Genomic DNA, 22,268 nt, shown 5'->3' on the forward strand with positions numbered 1-22,268 from the left:
TGCGGTCAGGCGCCCCAGCCGGCCTGGGTGCCGCCGACGCGCTCTTCGGCGATGCGGGGCAGGTATCCGGATGCCGCGAACGCGGCCATCGGGTCGGCGGGAAGGCCGCGCGACTCGCGCCACTCGGCGAGCGCGGGACGCACGTCCGTGTAGAAGGCGTCCATCAGCACCGCGTTGGCGCCGAGCACGTCGTTGGCCTGCTGGGCCGCCGTGAGCGCCTCACGGTCGACGAGCAGGGCACGGGCCGTCATCTCCTGGACGTTGAGCACCGAGCGGATCTGCCCGGGGATCTTGTCCTCGATGTTGTGGCACTGGTCGAGCATGAACGCCACGTCGGGGTTGTTCAGGCCCCCGCCGCGTACGACCTCGAACAGGATGCGGAACAGCTGGAACGGGTCGGCCGCTCCGACGATGAGGTCGTCGTCGGCGTAGAAGCGCGAGTTGAAGTCGAACGACCCGAGCTTTCCGAGGCGCAGGAGCTGCATGACGATGAACTCGATGTTCGTGCCGGGGGCGTGGTGACCGGTGTCGAGGCAGACCATCGCTCTGTCACCGAGCGAGGCGACCTGGGCGTAGGAGGTCCCCCAGTCGGGAACGTCGGTGTGGTAGAACGACGGCTCGAAGAACTTGTACTCGAGCACCAGACGCTGGTCGTCGCCGAGGCGCGCGTAGATCTGCTGCAGCGAGTCCTGGAGGCGGTCCTGACGGCCGCGCATGTCGTTCTGTCCGGGGTAGTTCGAGCCCTCGGCGAGCCAGATCTTCAGGTCGCGCGAGCCCGTGGCATCCATCACGTCGATGCACTCGAGGTGGTGGTCGATGGCCTTGCGGCGGATGCGCTCGTCGTGGTGCGTGAGGGCGCCGAACTTGTAGTCCTCGTCCTGGAAGGTGTTCGAGTTGACTGTGCCGAGCTTCACACCGAGGTCTTCCGCGTGGCGGCGGAGCGCCGTGTAGTCGTCGACGAGGTCCCACGGGATGTGCAGGGCAACCGTGGGGGCGAGAGCGGTCAGGCGGTTGACCTCGGCGGCATCCGCGATCTTTTCGAACGGGTCGCGCGGGGTCCCGGCGGTGGGGAACACACGGAAGCGGGTTCCGGAGTTGCCGAACGCCCACGAGGGGAGCTCGATGGCCTGGGCTTCGAGGGCCGAGAGGATCTCGGGAGACAACGTCGTCATGAGCGGGTGCTTTCGGTCGGGGCGGATGCCGGGGACTCGGCGTCGGCGGAAGGGACGGATGCCGCGGGCGTGGCCTCCGCGAGCTGGTCGGCGAGGTGGAACACCTCGGTGAGGGGGGTCGCGGCCTGGTCGGGCCGACTCTCGAGTCCGATGAAGAAGGCGGACATCTCGTCTTCCCACTTCGCGGCGATGGGCGAAGCAGCGAGATACGCCTGCGCTGCGGCATCGTCGTCGGTCTCGTAGTAGCCGATGAGCCGGCCGCCCTCGCCGAGGAACAGGGAGTAGTTGCGGCGCCCGGCGGCGGCGATCTCTTCGAGCATCTCCGCGCGCACCGGCGTGTGACGCGCGACGTACTCGTCGACCAGGTCGGGCCAGATACGGAGTTCGAAGCAGACGCGCGTGGTCTGTGCGGACATGACGGAGTTCTCTTCCTCGAGAAATGAATCGTTTCACGACACGGTAGCACGATGCTCCGACGCGTGCGATATCGTCGTCGGATCATGGCGGTCAAAATCAAAGACGTCGCCGCGCACGCCGGCGTCTCCGTGGGAACCGTCTCGAATGTGCTCAACGCCCGCGACACGGTGTCCCCTGGAGTCGTCGAGCGTGTCCGCGCCTCGATCGACGCCCTCGGCTACGTGCGCAACGACGCCGCGCGCCAGCTGCGCGCCGGCCGGAGCCGCGCGATCGCGCTGATCGTGCTCGATGTCGGCAACCCGTTCTTCGCCGCCGTCGCCCGCGGTGCCGAAGCTCGCGCCGCCGCCGACGGGTACGTCGTCCTCCTCGGATCCAGCGGGGCCGACACCGACCAGGAACGCCTCTACCTCGACCAGTTCCGCGAGCAGCGGGTCGCGGGGGTTCTCCTCACCCCGGCCGACGCCCCCGGAGACGCGGTGGAGCACCTCGCAGCTGCCGGCATCCCGGTCGTCCTCGTCGACGAGCAGACCACCCGAGACGACGTCTGCACCGTGTCGGTCGACGACGTCGAAGGCGGCCACCTCGCGGTCGCGCACCTTCTCGCGCAGGGGCGTCGACGCATCGCCTTCGTGGCCGGCCCGCTCAGCACCCGGCAGGTCGCCGACCGTCTCGCGGGGGCCCGTCGCGCGGTCGTCGAGGTCGACGGCGCGTCCCTCGAGGTCATCGAGACGGATGCCATGACCGTCCTCGCCGGGCGCGCCGCCGGCGAGCGACTGCGCGAACGCGACGACCGACCGGACGCGGTGTTCGCCGCCAACGACCTGCTGGCCGTGGGTGTCCTGCAGGCGTTGACGATGCTCGGCGACATCCGCGTGCCCGACGACATCGCGCTCGTCGGCTACGACGACATCGACTTCGCCGCCGCGACCGTGGTGCCCCTCACCTCGGTCCGCCAGCCCGCCGAGACCCTGGGCTCGACCGCCGTCGACCTGCTGCTGCGCCAGCTCGACGGCGGCGTCGATCCGGAAGGACAGCAGGTGCGGTTCCAGCCGGAGCTGGTCGTGCGGGCGTCGAGCGGGTAGAGCTCTGCTCTCGCTCGGCGCTCCGATCCTGGCGACGCGCGCCGTTCACACCGGCACCCGACGCGTGGCCCCGCATGATCCCCGCCCCCTCCGGTGACTTGCGCCATACGCACGCGACGGGAGCCGCCGAGCGAGCATATGCCGCAAGTCACGGATGGCAGGACGCTCACGCCGCGGGACGGCGCAGGCAGCGCGCACCCCTCAGTGCGCCGGCACCCCCTCCACACCCTCGGCCGGCTTCGGCGTCCGCACGAACACCGCGAGCACGATCACGGCGATCGACAGGCACGCCGCGACGAAGAAGGCGGTGTGGATGCCGGAGGCCGTGGCATCCACGATGCTCGCTCCCCCGCTCGCCGCCGACGCGGCACCCACCGTCATCAGCGTCACGAACACCGCCGTGCCCGCGGCTCCCGCGAGCTGCTGGACGGTGGACACGATCGCGGAGCCGTGCGGGTAGAGCTCACGCGGGAGCGAGCCGAGCGCCGAGGTCATGAGCGGGGTGAACATGAACGCCAACCCCAAGCTCAGCAGGCAGTGCACGGCGATGACGAAGCCGACGGGCGTCGTGGCCGAGAGAGTGGCGAAACCCCACAGCGCCACACCGGCGACGACGGCGCCCGGGAGGACGAGCGGGCGCGCGCCGAAGCGGTCGAAGAGGTTGCCGACGAGCGGGGCCATGAGACCCATCAGCAGACCGCCGGGAAGCAGCATGAGTCCGGTGGGGAGCGTACCGAGCCCGAGGACGTTCTGCAGGTACAGCGGCAGCAGGATGAGCACGCCGAACAACGTCGTCATCGCCACGACGACGAGGATCACCGCCACAGTGAACGACGAGTGCCGGAAGACGCCGAGGTTCAACAGCACGCGATCGGTCGATCCGAGACGCAGCTGACGCACGATGAACACGGCCAGAGCGATCGCGCCCAGGGCCAGCGGCATCCAGACCGGGACGATCTCGTGCCCGCCCGCCGCTTCGCCGATGCTCGACAGGCCGAAGATGAGGCCGCCGAAGGCCAGCGCCGAGAGCACGACCGAGACGACGTCGAGGGTGACGCGTCGCGTGTCGGTCAGGTTGCGCACCCAGCGCGCGCCGAGCGCGATGGCGATCAGGGCGATCGGGATCATGACGATGAACATCGCCCGCCAGGGGAAGACCGAGAGGATCAGGCCCGACACGGTGGGCCCGATGGCCGGGGCGACCGAGATGACGATCGAGATGAGCCCCATCATGCGACCGCGCCGGTGGGCCGGCACGACGTTCAGCACGGTCGTGAACAGCAGCGGCAGCATGATCGCGGTGCCGCACGCCTGCACGATGCGCCCCACCAACAGCACGCCGAAACCGGGCGCGAACGACGCGATCACGGTGCCCAGGGTGAACAGGCCCATCGCCGTGAAGAACAGGGTCCGAAGCGGCAGGCGCTGGATGAGGAAGCCCGTCGTGGGGATCACGACCGCCATCGTCAGGAGGAACGCGGTGGTCAGCCACTGCGCCGTGGCGGCCGAGATGTCGAGCTCGCGCATGAGCTCGGGCAGGGCGACACCCATGACCGTCTCATTGAGGATGACGACGAACGCGGCGACGACCAGCAGCGCGATGACGGCGCCCGGGCGGACGGCAGGCTTTCCGGGTGGGGCAGCGGCGGGAACGGTTCCGGTGGCGACCATGAGCGACCAATCTGAGCAGTGACGGGCAAGTTGGCAGTTACTGCCAATAAGACATCGACTACTGTATCGGACATGAGCACCCCGGCAGCCCCCGTCGAGGGCCTGCGCGACCGCCGCCGTCGCGAGACCGCGGTGGAGATCTGCGCTGCCGCCCTCGATCTGTTCGAGGAGAAGGGCGTTTCCGGCACCACGGTCGACGAGATCGCCGCGCGCGCGGGCGTCTCTCCGCGCACGTTCTTCCGCCTGGCCGGCACGAAGGAAGACGCCGTCTTCGTCGACGACGGTCGCTTCGCCGACGCCCTCGCCGGGGTCGCCGAGGTCGGCGACGACATCGCAGCCCTGCTGACCGCGCTCCGTCAGGTGTTCGCGCGCGAGCTGGAGCTCCTGGATGCCGACGCCCGAGCGCGCGAGCGCTTCTTGCGCGTGCGTCGGCTCATCGCCCACGAGCCCGCGCTGCTCGGCGCTGCCGTCCGCCGAGAGGTCACCTCGGCCGACCGCTTCGTGCCCGAGATCGCCGAGCGGATCGGCCTCGCCGAACTCGACGTCCGCACGGCCCTGGGCATCGCCGGCCTCGAGATGAGGACGACCCTCGACGAGTGGGCCCGCCGCCACGACGTCGGCGAGACCGCCACCCTCGAGGATCTGCACCGCGAGGTGCAGGCGCGGCTGAGCCACGCCGTCACGTCTCGCGCGTGATCGTCACCTTCACCTTGAGCTGGCTCTTGCCGGGACCGGCGTACACGCCGCGCAGCGGCGGCACGTCGTTGTAGTCGCGGCCTCGGCCGACGAGCACGTGCCGGTCGCCGATCTCGATGTTGTTCGTCGGGTCGAAGCCCTGCCAGTCCCCGGCGAACCACTCCACCCACGCGTGGGATTCACCGGTCACGGCCTCCCCCACCTCCGCCGAGGGCTTCGGGTGCAGGTAGCCCGAGACGTACCGGGCCGGGATGCCGACCTCACGCAGGGCCCCGATCGCGATGTGGGCGATGTCCTGACAGACGCCCTTGCGCGACTCCCACGCGTCGACCGCGGTCGAGTGCACCCCCGTGACGCCCTGCATGTAATCGATCGCGTCGCCGATCGCCTCGGCGATCGCGTGCGCCGCGGGACCGGGACGATCGTGCTGCGCGGCGATCGAGCGCGCGAGCTCGACCACCTCGGGGTGCGGGGCCGTGCGGCGCGTCTGCGTCAGTTGCTCGACCGTCGCGATCGACCCCGCCGCCTCGACCGCGAGCTGCTCCCACGTGATGTCGGCGTGCTCGATCGGTCGCGGGCGCACCTCGACGAGCGAGCGCGCCGTGATCGTGAGCGCGGCGTGGGGAGAGAGCACGTCGAAGGCGGCGACGCGCGTACCGAAGTAGTCGACGTACTGGTTGACCGACGTCGACGGCTCGATGTCGAGCGAGGAGCTCAGCACGAACTGACTGTCGGTCGAGTGCGGCAGCATGCGCGCTTCGTTGTACGACGCCGACACGTCGCCGGGGTAGGCGAAGCCGGTCTGGTGCTCGATCCGCAGACGCTTCATCGCACGTTCCCTTCACCCTGGCGTCGCGCCAAGGGTCCCTGAGCCTGTCGAAGGGGTCCCTGAGCCTGTCGATGGGGTCCCTGAGCCTGTCGAAGGGTCATGAGATCTCTCCGATCCAGCTGGGCTCGGCCTGCGTCGGGAAGAAGCGCGATCGGATCGCCTCCGACGCCTCGCGCGTCACCGTCTGCACGCGCTGCATGTGCTCGGGCAGGTCGGTGAGAACGTCACTGACCGGGCGGTACTCGAGGTCGTTGCGGATCTGGCCGAGCGCGCGCAGCACCGTGTTCGAGTGGCCGACCCGGTCGGCGCGGGGGTCGATCGCGCTCATGCAGTCCTCGGCGCGCTGGATCGAGTAGATGATCGAGCGCGGGAACAGGCGGTCGAGCAGCAGGAACTCCGCCGCGTTGCGGGCGCTCGGCATCCCGCGATAGGTGCGCAGGTAGGCCTCGTACGCGCCGCACGAGCGGAGGATGGTCGTCCACGAGGGACCCGAGACCTCGGTGAGCGACCGCGTCGCGAGGAGCCGCGCGGTCATGTCGGTGCGCTCGATGCTGCGCCCGAGCGTGAAGAACTGCCACGCCTCGTCGCGGTTCGTCGACGAGTCGACGATGCCGATCGCCAGGGCGGCGCGCTCTCGCACCCACTGGAAGAACTCGTGCACCTTCTCGGTCTGCAGACGCCGTGGCATCCGGGAGTTCGTGGTGTTGAGGATCTCCCACAGCTCGGTCGAGACGATCTCGCGCGCGCGGCGGGCGTTCTCACGCGCCGCGGTGATCGAGTACGCGATGCTCGACGGATTCATGCGGTCCACCGCGAGGCGGGCCAGCACGTCGTCGCGGCGCACGGTGTCGACGTTCTCGGGCCACGCCGACCCCATGACGCTGAGGAGCGACCGGCACGCGGTGTCCTCGTCGATCCAGGGGTCCTCGAGGAGGAGCTGCAGGTGGACGTCGAGGATGCGCGCGGTCCCGTCGCTGCGCTCGATGTACCGCCCGATCCAAAACAGGCTTTCTGCGATGCGACTCAGCATGAGTCGGCCTCCCCCGTCTCCGAGCCCGCCGAGGACCCTGAGCCCGCCGAGGACCCTGAGCCCGTCGAAGGGTCCGGAACCCGTCGCTCGGCCTGTTGCTGCTGCTGCTCGGCCTGCGGACCGTGCTCGACGACGGCATCCTGCTGCTGCTGTTCCTGCTGCTCCCGTCCGCCCGCGCGCGGGTCGCGGGGAGCGGTGGCGGGAGCCGGCTGACCGTCGTAGATGATCGGGATCGACTCGGTGACCGCCGCCTGATCGGCGACGAGGCCCGAAACACCGTTGCCCTGGCCGTACTCGACGTGCGAGGGGGCGGCGCCGCCGATCACCCATGTGTCCTTCGAGCCGCCGCCCTGGCTGGAGTTCACGACGAGCTGCCCCTCGGGAAGCGCGACGCGCGTGAGCCCGCCGGGCAGCACCCAGATGTCGTCGCCGTCGTTCACGGCGAAGGGGCGCAGGTCGGCGTGCCGCGGACGCATGCCGTCCTCGACGAGCGTCGGGATCGTCGAGAGCATGACGACCGGCTGTGCGATCCACCCGCGGGGGTCGGCGAGGAGGCGCTTGCGAAGCGCGTCGAGTTCGGCGGGCGAGGCATCCGGGCCCACGACGAGGCCCTTGCCGCCCGACCCGTCGACGGGTTTCACCACGAGCTCGGGAAGGCGATCGAGCACCTCTTCGAGGGCGCCCGGATCCTCGAGCCGCCAGGTGTCGACGTTCTTGAGGATCGGTTCCTCGGCGAGGTAGTACCGGATGAGGTCGGGCACATAGGTGTAGAGCAGCTTGTCGTCCGCGACGCCGTTGCCCACGGCGTTCGCGATCGTGACGTTTCCCAGGCGCGCCGCCAGCATGAGGCCGGGGGCTCCGAGCATCGAGTCGGCGCGGAACTGCAGCGGGTCGAGGAAGTCGTCGTCGACGCGGCGGTAGATCACGTCGACGCGCTGCGGGCCGCGCGTGGTGCGCATGAACACCTTGCCGCCGATGCACAGCAGGTCCCGGCCCTCGACCAGCTCGACGCCCATCAGGCGAGCCAGCAACGTGTGCTCGAAGTACGCCGAGTTGTAGACACCCGGCGTGAGCACGACGATGTTCGGGTCGTCGATTCCGGGCGGGGCCGACGCGCGAAGGGCCGCGAGAAGCTTGTTGGGGTAGTCGCCGACGGGGCGCACGCGCATCGAGACGAACAGCTCGGGCAGCGTCTGCGCCATGACGCGACGGTTCGAGATGACGTACGAGACGCCCGAGGGCACGCGCACGTTGTCTTCGAGCACGCGCATCTCGCCGTGCTCGTCGCGGATCAAGTCGATCCCCGACACCTGGATGCGCACGCCGTTGGCACTGCGGATGCCGGCCGCCTGGCGGTAGAAGTACTGCGACGACGAGATGAGGCCCGCGGGCAGGATGCCGTCGCGCACGCAGTGCTGATTCCCGTAGGCGTCGTCGAGGAAGGCCTCGAGCGCACGGACACGCTGCTTGACGCCGGCCTCGATTCGCGACCACTCGTCGTAGGCGATCACGCGGGGCACGGCGTCCAGCGGGAAGGGCCGTTCCTCACCCGCGAAGTCGAACGTCACGCCCTGCGCGAGGTACGAACTGGCGAGCGACTCGGTGCGGCCGCGCAGCTCTTCCTGCGTCATCTTCGCGAGCGTCTGGTACAGCTCCCGGTACGCCTCACGAGAGGGGGCGGCTTCTCCGGGACTCGCCGGAAGGCCGAACATCTCATCGAACGCCGGGACGCCGGAAGCGGTCTTGCGCGGCGCCAGCGTGGAGCCGTAACCGTCGAACAGGTCACCCATGCGACGACTCTACTCACGGCCGTGTTGCCGACACGTTTCCCGGCGGGGACCCCGGCTGGTGGATAGAGTGACGCCAACGTCCGCCGTCACGACAAAGGGTGCCTCCATGCGCGTGCTCGTCACCAGTTCCCGTAACACCTTCGCCCTCGACCTCATCCGCAAGCTCGGAAGCGTCGGCCACACGGTCTTCGCGAGCGACACCTACGACGGAGCCGTGGGCAACCACTCGCGCTTCCTCGCCGGGCACCTCGCCACCCCGTCGCCGCGATTCGAGACCGACGCGTTCATCGCCGCGGTGAGCGATTACGTCGAGAAGCACGACATCGACCTGATCATCCCCACGTTCGAGGAGGTCTTCTACCTCGCCGCGCGCGTGGCCGACCTCCCGTCCGGTGTCCGCCTCTTCTCCGGCACCTTCGCCGACCTCGCGCGCCTGCACGACAAGGCGAGCTTCCAGCGCCTGGCTCAGGATGCCGGGGTCCCCATCCCCGAGACCGTCGTCGTCACCTCTCCCGAGGAACTGCGCACGGCGATCGACTCGTTCCCCCGGTACTTCGCCCGCGCGGCGTTCTCGCGCGGCGGAGTCGGCCTGCTGACGAACACCGGCCCGCTCGCCGGCAAGATCCCCGTCGAAGAGTGCGTGCCCACGCCCGAGCAGCCCTGGCTCGTCCAGCCCTTCGTCGACGGGCCGATGGTCTGCACCTACAGCGTGGTCGTCGACGGCAAGGTGCAGGCGCACACCACCTACAAGGCCGCCGAGCAGTGGGCGCACTCGACCGCGATCGCGTTCATCGCCGTCGACAGCACCGACACCCTGCGCTACACGCAGCAGCTCGTCGACACCCTCGACCCCGGGTTCACGGGCCAGATCTCTTTCGACTTCGTCGACCACGGCACCGAGGCGGCCCCCGACTACAAGATCATCGAGTGCAACCCGCGCCCCACGAACGGCGTCATCCTGCTGGACGCCGAGGACGTGTCGAAGGCCATCCAGGGCGAGCTCACCGAACCGGTGGTCGCGATCCCCGGCACGGAGCGCCAGATCACCCTCGCGGTGCTCGCCGACGCGTTCACCGAGCCGCTGAAGCACCTGCCCAAGACCCTGCACGACCTGCTGCACGTGCGCGACGTCGGCGCGGGCTGGTGGGACGGCGCGGCGATGCTCTGGAGCCCGGCGACCATCGTCCACGGCGCGAAGATCTCGCACGGCGACCGCAAAGAGATCCTCGCGGCGCTCGGCGACGACATCGTGTGGAACGGCGAACCGATCGAGGGCATGAGCGGCGCGGATGCCGAGGCCCTCGAGGCCGTGCACGCGGGTCGCGCGTAACTCCCCGGCATCCGGAGTCCCTGGCGGAGCGCCCCGGGCCGTCTCGCGGAGTTCGCGGCCGACACGCCGCCAGGGACGACCCCGGTCCGGAGTGTCACGGCCGGACTCCGCGTGACGGTACCCGAGCGGGGCCTCAGGAACCGGGTCGCAGCACCACCTTGATGCAGCCGTCCTCCTTCTTCTGGAACGTCTCGTACAGGTCGGGGGCGTCCTCCAGCGGGGCGTGGTGGGTCACCAGATCCATCACTCCGAGAGGGTCGGCGGGCTCTTCGACGAGCGGAAGCAGGTCGTCGATCCACCGCTTGACGTTGCACTGACCCATGCGCAGGTTCAGCTGCTTGTCGAACATCGTCTTCATCGGCAGGATGTCGGCCTCGCCCGCATACACACCGCTGAGCGACACCGTTCCGCCGCGCCGCACGAGGTCGATCGAGGCGTAGACCGCCGCGAGCCGGTCGATCCCGGCCTTGTCCATGAGTTTCCGCGCGAAGGCGTCGGGCAGCAGGCCGACGGCGTTCTGCGCCAGCTTCGCGCCGCCGTTGCCGTGGGCCTCCATGCCGACGGCATCCACGACCCCGTCCGCACCGCGCCCCTCGGTCAGGTCGATCAGTTCGTCGACGACCGTGTCGGTCAGGTCGTAGGTCAGGATGCCGTGGCGCTCGGCCATCGCGCGCCGCTCGGGCTCGGGCTCGATCGCGAGCACGCGATAGCCGAGGTGCACGCCGATGCGGGCGGCGAACTGGCCCACCGGGCCGAGGCCCATCACCGCGAGCGTGCCGCCCTCGGGGACGTTCGCGTACTGCACGCCCTGCCAGGCGGTGGGGACGATGTCGCTGAGGAAGAGGTAGCGGTCGTCGGGCAGGTCGTCGCCGACGCGGATGTGGTTGTAGTCGGCCAGCGGCACGCGCAGGTACTCCGCCTGGCCGCCGGGCACCTGGCCGTAGAGCTTGGTGTAGCCGAAGAGGGCCGCGCCGCTGCCGTACTCGCGCACCTGCGTGGTCTCGCACTGCGACTGCAGTCCGCGGCGGCACATGAAGCAGTGCCCGCACGAGATGTTGAACGGCACGACGACGCGGTCGCCGACCGCGAGGTTCGTCACGGCCGAGCCGACCTCGACGACGACGCCCATCGGCTCGTGGCCGAGCACGTCGCCTCTGTCGATGAAGGGGCCGAAGAGTTCGTACAGGTGCAGGTCGGAGCCGCAGATCGCCGTCGAGGTGATCTTCACGATCGCGTCGGTCGGTTCGAGGATCTCGGGGTCGGGGACCTCCTCGACGCTCACGTTTCTCGTGCCCTGCCAGGTCAGTGCCTTCATGGTGGTGCCTCTCTTTCCGGGGGACGGCCAGTCTGCGCGGCACCCCGAGAGCGACCGAGGTGGTTGACGAACCCCGCTCGAAGGGTCAGGCACCCGGTGCCGCGAGCGGCGCGGCGTCGACCCACGCGTGCACTCGGCGCAGGAACGCGGCGTACCCGCCGGGGGTGCGCCCGGTGAACCGACCCGACGTCTCGACCTCGTGCACGTCGCTCGCGCGTTCGCGCGCGCCCAGAGCCCGCACCGCGCGCACGAGTGCGACATCCTCGTGCTCGACGAGATCCCGGATGCCACCGGCCTCGACGTACGTGCTCGCGCGCACGCCGAGATTGGCCCCGTGCACGTTGCCCGGCGGGCGGCCCCGCTCGTGCGTCGCGCGCCAGTACGCCGCGTGGCGGGCGCTGAGGTCGGCGAAGTCGGGGCGGACCGTGCCGAGGACGAGGTCGATCCCGGCATCCATCAGCTCGAGCTGGTGCGTGATCCAGTCGCGCGGCACGACGGTGTCGGCATCCGTCATCGCGACCCACGTGTCGCCCGGGGGCGAATCGCGGAACGTGAGCGCGTGTGCGACCCCCGCGCGCCGGGCGGTTCCGACGTTGCGCGCCGAGATCTCGAGCGCCTCCACCGGCCAGCGTCGTACCTGAAGGCCCGTCGTGTCGGTGCACGCGTCGAGCACGACAACGATCGTCGCGGCGAGATCCGGGTCGCGCTCGTGCGCGTGCGCCACCGCGCGGGTCACCGAGGCGAGGCAGCGCCCGATCAGCGCCTCCTCGTCGTGCGCGGGGATCACCACGGCCACCGCCGTCACGGCACGAGTCCCGCCTCGGCAGCCACCGACCGTGCCCCCGGGCGGGCGAACACCTCGAGCACGAAGTCCTCCTCCTCGTGTCGCACCAGCCGCACGAGGTCGGGACGCGCGGCGAGCGCGTCGTGCACGTCGTCACCGGTCCAGGGGTATTCGGCGACCGGATGCCGCCAGTGGCAGGCCACGAGATGACCGTCGTCGATAAGTGAGCCAACGCTCGCGGTGAACCCGCGATCGAGATCGGCACCGGCCCAGTAGTACGCCACCTCGGACAGCACGACGAGATCGAAGACACCCTCGGGCCAGTCAGCGGGGAGCGTGGCGCGGTGCAGGTCCACGTTCGCGCGGCCTTGGAGCCGCCGGCGAGCGCGGTCGAGGGCCGCCGGCGCGAGGTCGACCGCGAGCACGCGATCGCACCGCTCGGCGAGCTCGGCCGTCAGCGCACCGGTCGAGCACCCGGCCTCGAACGCCGCGCGGTAGCGCCGTCGGGGCAGTGCCGCGAGCAGCGCGGCGCGCTTGCGCTCTTCGTACCAGCGCGAGTCGAAGCCCCACGGGTCGTCGTGTCGCGCGTACATGTCGTCGAAGTAGTCCTGCCCGACGGAGGGGCGCGCGGCGGGTGCCGTTTCAGCGGGCGGGGCCGTCCCGACATCGGGGGCCTCCGCTCCGGCGGGGTCCGAAGCCGCGGCGGGAGCCGGGACCGGGGCGAAGAACACCTCGCTGTCGCGGACGAAGTGCGCACGCATGCGGGCGTGGATCATCTCCTCGTCGCCGGGAGCCGAAGAGAGCGGGAGGATCTGGCTCGTGTGCGCGGCGAGCGCTCGGGTCTTGGCATCCTGAGCCTCTGGGTCGAGGGGCAGGCGCTCGACCTGATCCCACGGCACGTCGTCGGGGCCGCCCCAGTGCCACAGCCAGATCGGGAACGCGCGCGAGCGCACCTGTCGCGCAGCGCAGACCTCCTCGACGATCTCTCCCACGACGCGGTGATCGCGGTGCCCGTCGCCTCGCCACGGAGACAGCACGAGCACCCGGTGCGGGCCCGCGCGGTCGAGGGCGTCGCGAAGCGCCTCGGCGATCGTGTCGCGATGCTGGTCCGTACCCCCGTCAGGCAGCCCGAGGAAGATCGGCGGCTCGACCAGACCGAGAATGTCGGCCGCGTCGAGCACCTCCCGGCGGCGGCGCAACGCCAGCGTCGCGGGGCTGTGCGTGGGCGAGTCGGGGTGGGACCCCTCTCCGTCGGTCACGACGAGGAGGTCGATCGGCATGCCGCGGCTGGCCGCCGTGGCCAGCAGACCCGCCGCACCGAGACTCTCGTCGTCGGGGTGCGCAGCGACCACGATCACCCGATCAACGTCGAGGTCGAGCGCGGGGAGAGCGCGGCGGAGAGCGGCGGTCCAGACGTCCTCGTCCGTGCCGGGATCACGGTGGTCGAAGCTCACCATGCGCCCCTCCCCGCGGCGATGTCACCGCCGATCCTCGCGAGGTCGCGGTCGGCCTGGTGCTGCCGGATGTACACCTGGAGGTCGGCCACGCGCCGGGCGTGCGCCTCGTCGGCGACGAGCGGACCGGGCCCGAGCGCGTGAGCCGCCTCGGCGAGGGTGGTCTCGACCGCGTCGGCGACGACGCTGCGCGCGCGGTTCGCCCGAAGACCCTCGGATGCCGAGCTCCCGGCGTCGAACACCGTCGCCGTCTCGACGAGGACGGCGCGCGCAGCCCAGAGGGCGACGTCGGCGCGGCCGAGATGAACGCGGGCGAGCTGGTCGGCGCGCTCCTCCGCCGCGGCCGCGGCGAGTGCGTCCCGAAGGGGAACGGCGCCGCCCCACCAGCACGCCGCCACGCCCACGCCGCCGTGCGCGAACCCCGGACGGCGCAGATACCACCCGGCATCCCCCACCGGGACCGCCGGAGCTCCGTCGACGTCGATGGGCGCGCTGACGACACGGTCGAGGCCGCGCGCGTGCCACGGTCCCGAGCGCGCCGTCACGGCGGGGTCGCGCAGGTCGAGGGCGAAGAGCTGCCGGCGCTCGTCGTCGACCCAGGCGGTCACGAGCGCGTGGTCGAGGTCGGCGGCGAGGGAGCACCAGGGTTTGGTGCCGTGCAGCGTCCAGGTGCCGGCATCCTGTGTCGCCGTCAGTCGCACGCCGGGTCCTTCCGCGGCGAAGACGCCCCACGACCCGCCTGGGTCGACGTCGGGGTCGAAACCGTCCGCGGCGGCCTCGTCGAGGATCGCGAGGGCGTCGAGGTGCGGCTCCAGCATCCGCGCCGCGGCGACGTCGCGCGCGGCGACCGAGGCGAGCAGCTCCCACGTCGCGGCGAGCGAGCGCGGCCGGCCGACGCCCGTGACCCAGGCGAGCGTGGCGGCGAGGTCGGTGCCGAGGTCGCCGACGGCATCCGCCCCGGTCAGCGTCGCACGCACGTCGTCGAGTCCGGGGGTGTCGGGCGGGAGCAGGAGGGGGAAGCGGGGATGGTCGCCGTCGGTCACGCGCGCCAGGTTCCGCGGCGAGGTCGGATAGGGCCAGATCCTTGACACGGTCACTCATCCCGGGCAGGCACGCCGTGACTGCCCGACTCCCGCCCTGTACCGTCACGCGGAGACCACCCGCAACACGCCGCTGACCGGCCACCCCGAACCGCGTGTCGGCCCCGAACTCCGCACGACGGCACACCGACCACGGCCGCGAAGGCACCCCACCGGCCGGCCCCACTCCGACCCGGCCCGCCGACGACTGCCGACCCCGCCGCCGCTCCGGCCGCCCTCGGCTGTACCGTCCGGCGGAGAACACCGGCAACACGCCGCCCCGCGGCCACCGCGCACGGCGTGTCACCCCCGAACTCCGCACGACGGCACCCCCTGTGCCCCCACCGAGCCCCGCAGGGACGGACAGCGGATGCCGCGGATCAGCGATGCAGCACGCGCTTGCGCAGCAGGGCGTCGAGGTGGGCGACGTGCAGCAGCAGGGCGGGGAACGACGCAGACAGGCCCTTGCGGGGCAGACGATCGAGCGCGGGCTCGTCGGCGGGCAGGCGGTCCTGCTGGCCCCGGACCAGCCGCCGCACCGCGTTCAGAAGCGCCATGGGGTGGGTGTCGAGGGCGCTGTGCCCGTTGTGGATGCGCACGAGGGTGGCATCCGGAGCCGCGGCGACCACGCGCTCGGCGATCGCCGACGGGGTGCGCAGATCGCGGTCGCCCGAGAGCACCACGAGCGGCCAGTCGAACGAACGCACCGCCTCGATGAGGTCGTACGGCTCCCCGGCGAAGGCCGGATACCGCGACGCGAGTGGGAGATACGTGCGGGCCGGGTCGAGCGGGTGCCCGTCGGGGGTGCCGCCGTACCCCAGCTCGCGGAAGGCGATCGTGCCGACGAGGTCGAACTCGTAGAGGCCCGGGAAGCGTGCGATCTCGGCGCCACGTGTGGCGTAGGCGCCTAGCGCACGCCACGCGAAACCGGGCTCGTGCCGCACGAGCGGATGCACGAGGTCGGGGCCGCCGAGCTCGTACGCGGCGCGCACGATGTCGAGCACGATCCGCTCCGACACGCCGGCGGACACGAGACGCCTCACCCCGCGCGCCATGTCGTCGTCGGCATCCCAGAACAACTCCCTCAGGCACTCACGCTCGAGGTCGATGTCGTGCGCAGACTGCAGGGCGGAGTCGAGCAGCATGGCGTGGACCCGCTCCGGATGCCGCGCCCCGAACGCCATGGCCAGGTAGCTGCCGTACGACGAGCCGACGATCACCGCACGGTCGACGCCCTCGGCGTCGAGGACGGCCGCGAGATCGTCGAGCACGGCGGTGATGCGCATGGCCTCGGGCGGAAGGGGTTCGCCAGCGAGGTCGTTGCGTGAGCGGCCGACGCCGCGGTGCTCGACCATGATCAGGTCGAGCCCGCCCCGCGCCGCCCAGCGACGCAGCCCCCGGTACGGCAGCACCGAGGCGAGCCCGGGGCCGCCGGGGATGACGAGAACGGGCGTCGCGCCGCGTGGCCCCGAACGGACGTAGGCGAGGTCGAACGCCGGCGCCCCCTCGGCGGCGGGGCGCCGAACTCGGCGGACGTTCTCGCGCATGCTCAGCACGCTACCCGTCCGTGCGGTGCCGCGGGCGAGGCGCCGGCCTCACGCGGGGACGGCGGGGCCCACCACGGCCAGCAACCGCAGCTTCTCCGCGCTCTCACTGCCGGGCGCGGCGGTGTAGACGAGCAGGGAGTGGCTCGTGCCGGGGTCGACCAGCGTCTGGCAGTGCACCTCGATCTCGCCCACGGTCGGGTGCAGGAAGTGCTTGGTGTCGAGCGGACGCAGCCCCACCTCGTGACGCGCCCACAGGTCGCGGAACTCCTCGCTGCGCCGCAGCAGATCGTCGGCGAGATCGGCAGCGCGCGAGCCGGGCCCGCGCCGCCCGACGATCTCGCGCAGTCCCGAGGCGAAGAGGCGGCTGAGGAACGCGTGATCGTCCGGCAGGTAGAGCGCGCGCGATGCCGGGTCGGCGAACCATCGATAGCCGAGGCTACGCATCGACCCGCGGCGGAGGCTCGCGTCTCCCGTCAACGCGACCCCGAGCCGCGACTGCCGCAGCGTCTCACCGAGCTCGGTGACGACCTCGGCCGGGGTGTCGTCGAGGCGGTCGAGCACGCGCAGCAGCCCCGGGCTGATGTGCTCCCCTCCCAGCCCGTGCTCGGAGGGCACATGACCCGCCAAGCGGAACAGGTGATCACGTTCGGCGCGCGAGAGGTGCAGCCCCTGGGCGATGGATGCCAACATCTGCTCGGACGGCTGGGGTCCCCGCTCCCGCTCGAGCCGGGCGTAGTAGTCGGTCGACATGTGGCTGAGCGCGGCGGCTTCCTCGCGCCGCAGGCCGCGGGTGCGCCGCCGCACGCCGCGCGGCAGCCCCACATCCTCGGGCTGCAGCGCCTCGCGACGGGTGCGCAGGAAGTCCGCCAGTGCGGCTCGATCGATCACGTCGTCCTGTCTACCGTCCGGGGCCGCCCCGAACCAGGGCGCGCCGATCCCCCTCTCACGTGCCACGGCCTCGCCAGCCGGGGATCGACGGGCCCTGTCTCCGCGCGGTCGACCGCGTGATGCTGAAGCAACGAACCTCGAAGGAGCCCTCATGACCCGCGACATCACCCTCCCCTCCCTCGCCGGCCGTCGTGTCGTCCTGACCGGCGGCAGCGACGGCATGGGACTCGTCATGGCCGAGCGCCTCGCGGCGGCCGGGGCCGAGCTGGTGCTCCCCGTCCGCAACCGCGAGAAGGGCGAGCGGGCGGCGCGTGGCATCCGGGATCGTCACCCGGACGCCCGGATCGCCCTCCATGACCTCGACCTCGCGTCGCTCGAGTCGGTCGCGTCATTCGGCGCCGCTCTGGAGACGGAGGGGATGCCGGTGCACATCCTGATCAACAACGCCGGCGTCATGACGCCCCCGGAGAGGCAGACCACCGTCGACGGGCATGAGGTGCAGTTCGGGACGAACCACCTGGGGCATGTCGCCCTCGTCGGTCATCTGCTGCCGCTCCTGAAGGCCGGAGGGGCGCGCGTCGTCAGCCAGGTGAGCATCGCCGCCGCTCGCGGGCGCATCGAGTGGGACGACCTCGAGAGCGAGCGTCGTTACGACGGGCAGCGGGCGTACTCGGCGTCGAAGATCGCCCTCGGTCTGTTCGCGCGAGAGCTCGACGAACGATCGCGGCGCGAGGGATGGGGCCTGCGGAGCGTCGTGGCGCACCCGGGTGTCGCACCGACGAACCTTCTCGCGGCGCGCCCCGAGATCGGGCGGACCGCCGACACGACGGCCGTGCGCGTGATCCGCTGGATGTCGGCGCGGGGGCTGGTCGTGGGCACGGCGTCCACCGCCGCTCTGCCGGCGCTGCTCGCCGCCACAACCGACGACCCGCGCAGCGACCGGCTCTACGGTCCGACCGGCCTCGGCCACCTCGGCGGAGGCCCCGGCACCCACCCGCTGTACCGTCCGCTGCGCGACCTCGACGAGGCGGCGCGCGTCTGGGACACCTCGCTGCGGCTCGCGGGGGTGCATGCCGGTTCGCTATGAATTCCGCGCCTCCGGCGCCGCGACCCTCAGCGCTCCGTAGGCTCCCCTCGTGGCCCCCGCATCCTCGCGCACGCGCGACCTTCCGGCGATCGCCGCGGCGATTGCGGCGACGGTTCTCGGTGCCGGTCTCGGCGAACTGGGCGCCGCGCTCATTTCGCCCTCGGCCAGCCCCTTCGCCGTGATCGGCGGAGGCATGATCGACCTCGCCCCGGCGTGGGCGAAAGACCTCGCGATCAGCCTCTTCGGGACGGCAGACAAGACCGCGCTCCTGGTCGGAATCGCGGTGCTGGTGCTCGCCGTCGCCGGGGCCGCCGGCGTCGTCGAACGACGTCGGCCTCCGTGGGGCCGAGTGCTCCTCGCGGCGCTCGGTGTGATCGGCGCTCTCGTGTCGCTGGTCCACCCCGATGCGGGGCTGCTGTCTCCCGTGCCGTCGCTGATTGCGGGCGCCGCCGCCGCCGTCGTGGCGGGAATGCTCATCGGCCGACTTCGGCCTACCGCGACCTCCCCCGAGACCTCCACCGGTCCCACCCGCCGCGGGGTCCTGGCGCTCTCGGGCGTGGCGGTCCTGGCCGGCGCTCTCGCCGCGGCCGGATCCGTCGCGCTGAGCAGCGGCGCCCGAGCGGTCAGCGCGGTGCGTGCCGCCCTCCGCCTTCCGAGCCCGACCACCACGACCGCGGTGCCCGCCACCGCCGACCTGAAGATCGACGGCCTCTCCCCGGTCATCACGCCGTCGTCCGACTTCTACCGCATCGACACCGCTCTCGTGGTGCCGCAGATCGACCCGGCCACCTGGAGTCTGCGCGTGCACGGACTCGTGGAGCAGGAGGTCGTGCTGAGGTGGGACGACCTCGTCGCCCTCCCCCAGAAGGAGACGGTCGCGACCCTCGTGTGCGTGTCGAACGAGGTCGGTGGCGACCTCATCGGGAACGCCCGGTGGCTCGGGGTGCCGATCCGCGACGTCCTCGCGCGGGCGAAGCCGACGGCGGAGGCCGACATGGTGCTCTCCCACTCCGTCGACGGGTTCACGGCATCCAGTCCCCTGGAAGCGCTGACCGATGACCGCGACGCCCTGCTCGCGATCGGGATGAACGGCGAACCGCTGCCCCTCGCGCACGGGTTCCCGGTGCGCATGGTGGTACCGGGCCTGTACGGGTACGTCTCCGCGACCAAGTGGGTGAGCGAGCTCGAGGTCACGCGCTACGACCGCGCCGAGGGGTACTGGACCTCGCGCGGATGGTCGGAGCGCGGACCGGTCAAGCTGCAGTCACGCATCGACGTTCCCCGCGCGGGCGCCCGTGTGGCCGCGGATGACGGGGTCGTCGCCGGTGTCGCGTGGCAGACGCATGTCGGCGTCTCCGGCGTCGAGGTGCAGATCGACGACGGCGCCTGGCAGCCCGCGAAGCTCGCGAGCGCGATCTCGACCGACACCTGGGTGCAGTGGAGCCTGCCGTGGACCGCGACCAGCGGCTCCCACACCGTGCGCTGCCGCGCGATCTCGACCACCGGCGAGACCCAGACGCCGAATCGCGCGGCGCCCGCTCCCGACGGCGCGACGGGCTGGGACGAGATCACGATCTCGGTCGCCTGACCCCGCCCCGCGTCTGGGCCGCGGTGCGTCGGCCCGTGGCATCCCGTGTCCCACTTCGTGCAGGAATCTCACCTGAGAACCGCACAAAGTGGGACACGCATACGTCCGGATGCCGTGCAGCCGATCCCACGCATCGCTCATGTCCCACTTCGTGCAGCAATCACAACGGAGATCTGCACAAAGTGGGACACGCATACGTCCGGATGCCGTGCAGCCGATCCCACGCATCGCACATGTCCCACTTTGTGCAGCAATCGCACCGGAGATCTGCACAAAGTGGGACACGGCCGACCGGAGGACCGGAGAGGCGCGTCCGCGAGTCAGGCCGACAGGACGTGCCGCAACTGCTCGACGGCCCAGTCCAGCTCGGTCGCGCGGATCGTCAGCGGCGGGGCGATGCGGATCGTCTGCCCGTGCGTGTCCTTCACCAGCACGCCGCGGGCGAGGAGCTTCTCCGCGATCTCACGGCCCGTTCCGTACGCCGGGTCGATGTCGACGCCGGCCCACAGCCCCGCGATGCGCACCTCGGTGACCCCGCGGCCGACGAGCGCCTGCAGCGCCGCCTCGAGATGCTCGCCGAGGGCCTTCGCGCGGGTCTGGAATTCTCCGGATGCCAACATCTCGACGACCTGCAAACCCACAGCGGCCGCGAGCGGGTTGCCGCCGAACGTCGAGCCGTGCTCACCGGGACGGATGACGCCGAGCACGTCCTCGTTCGCCACGACCGCCGACAGCGGAACGATGCCGCCGCCGAGGGCCTTGCCGAGGAGGTACACGTCGGGGACGACGCCCTCGCGGTCGCACGCGAACGTCTCGCCCACGCGGCCGAGACCCGACTGGATCTCATCCGCGATGAAGAGCACGTTGTTCTCGGTGCAGATCTCGCGGACCCGGCGGAGGAACCCCTCCGGCGGCACGATGACGCCCGCCTCGCCCTGGATCGGCTCGAGGAGCACCGCGGCGGTGTTCTCGTCGATCGCTGCGGCGATGGCATCCGCGTTCCCGTACGGGACGTGCACGAAGCCCGGCGCGTACGGACCGAAGTCGTCGTGCGCGACGGGGTCGTCGCTGAAGCCCACGATCGTCGTGGTGCGGCCGTGGAAGTTGCCGTTCGCGACGATGATCGTCGCGGCATCCGGGGCGATGCCCTTCGTGCGGTATCCCCACGCGCGGGCGACCTTGATGCCGGTCTCGACCGCCTCGGCGCCGGTGTTCATCGGCAGCACGAGGTCTTTGCCGCACAGCTGCGACAGGGCCGTGGCGAAGGGCCCCAGCCGGTCGTTGTGGAACGCGCGGCTCGTGAGCGTGAGCTTCTCGAGCTGCTCGCGGGCCGCGGCGAGGATCGCGGGGTGCCCGTGACCGAAGTTCAGGGCCGAGTACGCCGACAGAAGGTCGAGGTACCGCTTGCCCTCGATGTCGGTCACCCAGACACCCTCGGCGCTGTGCGCGAGGACGGGAAGCGGGTGGTAGTTGTGCGCGACGTGCGCGCTCTCGGCCTGGATGAGGGCGAGACCGAGGTTCTCGAGGGTGGCGCCCATCACGCCCCCCGCAGTTCGAGCGTGCAGCACTTGATGCCGCCGCCGCCGAGCAGCAGCTCGGACAGGTCTACCTTCACGGGGGTGTAGCCGCGCTCGCGCAGCTGCGCCTCGAAGCCCACGGCGCGCGGCGAGATGATGACGTTCTTGCCGTCGCTGGCCGAGTTCAGGCCGAACACCGCGCCGTCGGCATCCGAGACCCGGATCGCGTCGGGGTAGCGCTCGCGCAGGATCGCCTGGCTGCGCTCGTCGAACGCGTTCGGCAGGTAGGCGATGTTCGCCTTCTCGACGCCGCCGGTTCCTGAGCCTGTCGAAGGACCCTCGACCGGGTCGAGCACGGCGATCGCGGTGTCGAGATGGTAGAACCGCGGGTCGGTGAGCGTCAGCGACACGACCTCGCGCGAGAAGACCTCGCCGACCTCGCGGTGGCTGTCGCCCGTGGAGCGGAATCCGGTACCCGCGAGGATCGTGTTGCCGACGAGCAGGAAGTCGCCCTCACCCTCGTTGACCTCGACGGGCTCGGCGACCTCGAACCCGTTGGCGGCGAACCAGTCGATGAACGCCGGCGCCTCGGCGGCACGCTCGCGGAACCGGAACTTCGGACCGTAGGCGACGCCGTCGATGACGAAGCCGCCGTTGGCGGTGTAGACCATGTCGGGCAGACCCTCGACGGGGTCGATGAGCTCGATCTCGTGGCCGAGCTGCGTGTAGGTGTCGTACAGCGACTGCCACTGGCGCAGCGCCAGAGCGGTATCGGTGGGCCGGGACGGCTCCATCCACGGGTTGATGCTGTAGCTGACCGTGAAGTGCTCGGGCCGGCACATGAGGTACCGGCGGTGCTGCTGCACGCGCTCGACCGGTGAGGTCTCGACGGCGGCGGCGGAGGGGGTAGCGGACATCTCTGCTCCTCGGGAGAAAAGGTGCGGCGGACGCTGTCCTGGGGCTCGGTGGCCCTTCGAACCCGTACGGTGCCG

Annotated in this window: 19 protein-coding genes; 5 read left to right on the plus strand and 14 right to left on the minus strand. The window is 71.2% G+C overall.

Annotated features, from left to right (window positions below; all coding sequences use genetic code 11):
• Window positions 1-5: 5 nt before the first annotated feature.
• Window positions 6-1,172 carry an L-rhamnose isomerase gene (gene rhaI / locus P2P98_RS17830; RefSeq protein WP_275801599.1) on the minus strand — a complete coding sequence of 389 codons (1,167 nt, stop codon included), beginning with the start codon at window positions 1,170-1,172 and terminating at the stop codon, window positions 6-8.
• Window positions 1,169-1,588 carry an L-rhamnose mutarotase gene (locus P2P98_RS17835; RefSeq protein WP_275801601.1) on the minus strand — a complete coding sequence of 140 codons (420 nt, stop codon included), beginning with the start codon at window positions 1,586-1,588 and terminating at the stop codon, window positions 1,169-1,171. The genes rhaI and P2P98_RS17835 overlap by 4 nt, the downstream gene beginning before the upstream one ends.
• An 84-nt stretch (window positions 1,589-1,672) precedes the next feature.
• On the opposite strand from P2P98_RS17835, the gene P2P98_RS17840 reads away from it, so the two are divergent.
• A complete protein-coding gene (locus P2P98_RS17840; protein ID WP_275801602.1) occupies window positions 1,673-2,671 on the plus strand; it encodes a LacI family DNA-binding transcriptional regulator in 999 nt (332 codons plus the stop codon).
• Between the two features lie 201 nt (window positions 2,672-2,872).
• On the opposite strand, the gene P2P98_RS17845 is transcribed toward P2P98_RS17840, so the two are convergent.
• On the minus strand, window positions 2,873-4,342 hold the full coding sequence (locus tag P2P98_RS17845) for an MDR family MFS transporter (RefSeq protein ID WP_275801603.1): 1,470 nt from the start codon (window positions 4,340-4,342) through the stop codon (window positions 2,873-2,875).
• Window positions 4,343-4,414: 72 nt separating this feature from the next.
• Between P2P98_RS17845 and P2P98_RS17850 the strand changes: the two genes are divergently transcribed.
• Window positions 4,415-5,038: a TetR/AcrR family transcriptional regulator gene (locus tag P2P98_RS17850; protein WP_275801605.1), complete on the plus strand. Its 624-nt coding sequence runs from the start codon at window positions 4,415-4,417 to the stop codon at window positions 5,036-5,038.
• Here P2P98_RS17850 and P2P98_RS17855 read toward each other — a convergent pair.
• The 3 genes from P2P98_RS17855 to P2P98_RS17865 form a co-directional block, all read right to left on the minus strand.
• Window positions 5,022-5,867: a transglutaminase family protein gene (locus P2P98_RS17855; RefSeq protein WP_275801607.1), complete on the minus strand. Its 846-nt coding sequence runs from the start codon at window positions 5,865-5,867 to the stop codon at window positions 5,022-5,024. The two genes, P2P98_RS17850 and P2P98_RS17855, sit on opposite strands and share 17 nt — an antisense overlap.
• Window positions 5,868-5,964: 97 nt before the next feature.
• Window positions 5,965-6,897 carry an alpha-E domain-containing protein gene (locus P2P98_RS17860; RefSeq protein WP_058596140.1) on the minus strand — a complete coding sequence of 311 codons (933 nt, stop codon included), beginning with the start codon at window positions 6,895-6,897 and terminating at the stop codon, window positions 5,965-5,967.
• Window positions 6,891-8,687 carry a circularly permuted type 2 ATP-grasp protein gene (locus tag P2P98_RS17865; RefSeq protein ID WP_275801609.1) on the minus strand — a complete coding sequence of 599 codons (1,797 nt, stop codon included), beginning with the start codon at window positions 8,685-8,687 and terminating at the stop codon, window positions 6,891-6,893. Before P2P98_RS17865 ends, P2P98_RS17860 begins: the two co-directional genes overlap by 7 nt.
• A 106-nt stretch (window positions 8,688-8,793) precedes the next feature.
• Here P2P98_RS17865 and P2P98_RS17870 point away from each other — a divergent pair, with 106 nt between their 5' ends.
• Window positions 8,794-10,017 (plus strand): carbamoyl-phosphate synthase large subunit, encoded by a 1,224-nt coding sequence (locus P2P98_RS17870; RefSeq protein ID WP_275801611.1) that lies wholly within the window; start codon window positions 8,794-8,796, stop codon window positions 10,015-10,017.
• 133 nt (window positions 10,018-10,150) lie between these two features.
• Here the strand turns inward: P2P98_RS17870 and P2P98_RS17875 are convergent, their stop codons facing one another.
• From P2P98_RS17875 to P2P98_RS17900, 6 genes are all read right to left on the minus strand, one after another.
• Entirely contained in the window at window positions 10,151-11,332 is a 1,182-nt protein-coding gene (locus P2P98_RS17875; RefSeq protein WP_275801612.1) for a zinc-dependent alcohol dehydrogenase, read from the minus strand.
• Window positions 11,333-11,417: 85 nt separating this feature from the next.
• Complete coding sequence (locus P2P98_RS17880) at window positions 11,418-12,137, minus strand: glycosyltransferase family 2 protein (RefSeq protein WP_275801613.1); 720 nt, start codon at window positions 12,135-12,137, stop codon at window positions 11,418-11,420.
• Window positions 12,134-13,573: a bifunctional PIG-L family deacetylase/class I SAM-dependent methyltransferase gene (locus P2P98_RS17885; protein WP_275801614.1), complete on the minus strand. Its 1,440-nt coding sequence runs from the start codon at window positions 13,571-13,573 to the stop codon at window positions 12,134-12,136. The genes P2P98_RS17880 and P2P98_RS17885 overlap by 4 nt, the downstream gene beginning before the upstream one ends.
• Window positions 13,567-14,613: an acyl-CoA dehydrogenase gene (locus P2P98_RS17890; protein ID WP_275801616.1), complete on the minus strand. Its 1,047-nt coding sequence runs from the start codon at window positions 14,611-14,613 to the stop codon at window positions 13,567-13,569. The genes P2P98_RS17885 and P2P98_RS17890 overlap by 7 nt, the downstream gene beginning before the upstream one ends.
• A 416-nt stretch (window positions 14,614-15,029) precedes the next feature.
• Window positions 15,030-16,196 (minus strand): alpha/beta fold hydrolase, encoded by a 1,167-nt coding sequence (locus P2P98_RS17895; protein WP_275801618.1) that lies wholly within the window; start codon window positions 16,194-16,196, stop codon window positions 15,030-15,032.
• 48 nt (window positions 16,197-16,244) lie between these two features.
• Window positions 16,245-17,084 (minus strand): helix-turn-helix transcriptional regulator, encoded by an 840-nt coding sequence (locus P2P98_RS17900; RefSeq protein WP_275801619.1) that lies wholly within the window; start codon window positions 17,082-17,084, stop codon window positions 16,245-16,247.
• Between the two features lie 151 nt (window positions 17,085-17,235).
• Between P2P98_RS17900 and P2P98_RS17905 the strand changes: the two genes are divergently transcribed.
• Together P2P98_RS17905 and P2P98_RS17910 are read left to right on the plus strand one after the other, a co-directional pair.
• The gene (locus P2P98_RS17905; protein WP_275801621.1) at window positions 17,236-18,171 is read left to right on the plus strand and encodes an SDR family oxidoreductase; all 936 of its coding nucleotides are present in this window, start codon (window positions 17,236-17,238) and stop codon (window positions 18,169-18,171) included.
• A 49-nt stretch (window positions 18,172-18,220) separates the two neighbouring features.
• On the plus strand, window positions 18,221-19,759 hold the full coding sequence (locus P2P98_RS17910) for a molybdopterin-dependent oxidoreductase (protein ID WP_275801623.1): 1,539 nt from the start codon (window positions 18,221-18,223) through the stop codon (window positions 19,757-19,759).
• Window positions 19,760-20,079: 320 nt separating this feature from the next.
• On the opposite strand, the gene rocD is transcribed toward P2P98_RS17910, so the two are convergent.
• Window positions 20,080-21,297 carry an ornithine--oxo-acid transaminase gene (rocD, locus tag P2P98_RS17915; RefSeq protein ID WP_275801624.1) on the minus strand — a complete coding sequence of 406 codons (1,218 nt, stop codon included), beginning with the start codon at window positions 21,295-21,297 and terminating at the stop codon, window positions 20,080-20,082.
• Window positions 21,297-22,193: a dimethylargininase gene (gene ddaH, locus P2P98_RS17920; protein WP_275801626.1), complete on the minus strand. Its 897-nt coding sequence runs from the start codon at window positions 22,191-22,193 to the stop codon at window positions 21,297-21,299. The genes rocD and ddaH overlap by 1 nt, the downstream gene beginning before the upstream one ends.
• Window positions 22,194-22,268 lie beyond the last annotated feature (75 nt).

This window comes from Microbacterium sp. Kw_RZR3 (assembly GCF_029222405.1).
Classification (GTDB): Bacteria; Actinomycetota; Actinomycetes; order Actinomycetales; family Microbacteriaceae; genus Microbacterium.

Bases quoted from the DNA above. Each gene is read 5' to 3' on its own strand.
- rhaI (WP_275801599.1), bottom strand. From the start codon at position 1,172: ATGACGACGTTGTCTCCCGAGATCCTCTCGGCCCTCGAAGCCCAGGCC.
- P2P98_RS17835 (WP_275801601.1), bottom strand. From the start codon at position 1,588: ATGTCCGCACAGACCACGCGCGTCTGCTTCGAACTCCGTATCTGGCCC.
- P2P98_RS17840 (WP_275801602.1), top strand. From the start codon at position 1,673: ATGGCGGTCAAAATCAAAGACGTCGCCGCGCACGCCGGCGTCTCCGTG.
- P2P98_RS17845 (WP_275801603.1), bottom strand. From the start codon at position 4,342: ATGGTCGCCACCGGAACCGTTCCCGCCGCTGCCCCACCCGGAAAGCCT.
- P2P98_RS17850 (WP_275801605.1), top strand. From the start codon at position 4,415: ATGAGCACCCCGGCAGCCCCCGTCGAGGGCCTGCGCGACCGCCGCCGT.
- P2P98_RS17855 (WP_275801607.1), bottom strand. From the start codon at position 5,867: ATGAAGCGTCTGCGGATCGAGCACCAGACCGGCTTCGCCTACCCCGGC.
- P2P98_RS17860 (WP_058596140.1), bottom strand. From the start codon at position 6,897: ATGCTGAGTCGCATCGCAGAAAGCCTGTTTTGGATCGGGCGGTACATC.
- P2P98_RS17865 (WP_275801609.1), bottom strand. From the start codon at position 8,687: ATGGGTGACCTGTTCGACGGTTACGGCTCCACGCTGGCGCCGCGCAAG.
- P2P98_RS17870 (WP_275801611.1), top strand. From the start codon at position 8,794: ATGCGCGTGCTCGTCACCAGTTCCCGTAACACCTTCGCCCTCGACCTC.
- P2P98_RS17875 (WP_275801612.1), bottom strand. From the start codon at position 11,332: ATGAAGGCACTGACCTGGCAGGGCACGAGAAACGTGAGCGTCGAGGAG.
- P2P98_RS17885 (WP_275801614.1), bottom strand. From the start codon at position 13,573: ATGGTGAGCTTCGACCACCGTGATCCCGGCACGGACGAGGACGTCTGG.
- P2P98_RS17895 (WP_275801618.1), bottom strand. From the start codon at position 16,196: ATGCGCGAGAACGTCCGCCGAGTTCGGCGCCCCGCCGCCGAGGGGGCG.
- P2P98_RS17905 (WP_275801621.1), top strand. From the start codon at position 17,236: ATGACCCGCGACATCACCCTCCCCTCCCTCGCCGGCCGTCGTGTCGTC.
- rocD (WP_275801624.1), bottom strand. From the start codon at position 21,297: ATGGGCGCCACCCTCGAGAACCTCGGTCTCGCCCTCATCCAGGCCGAG.
- ddaH (WP_275801626.1), bottom strand. From the start codon at position 22,193: ATGTCCGCTACCCCCTCCGCCGCCGCCGTCGAGACCTCACCGGTCGAG.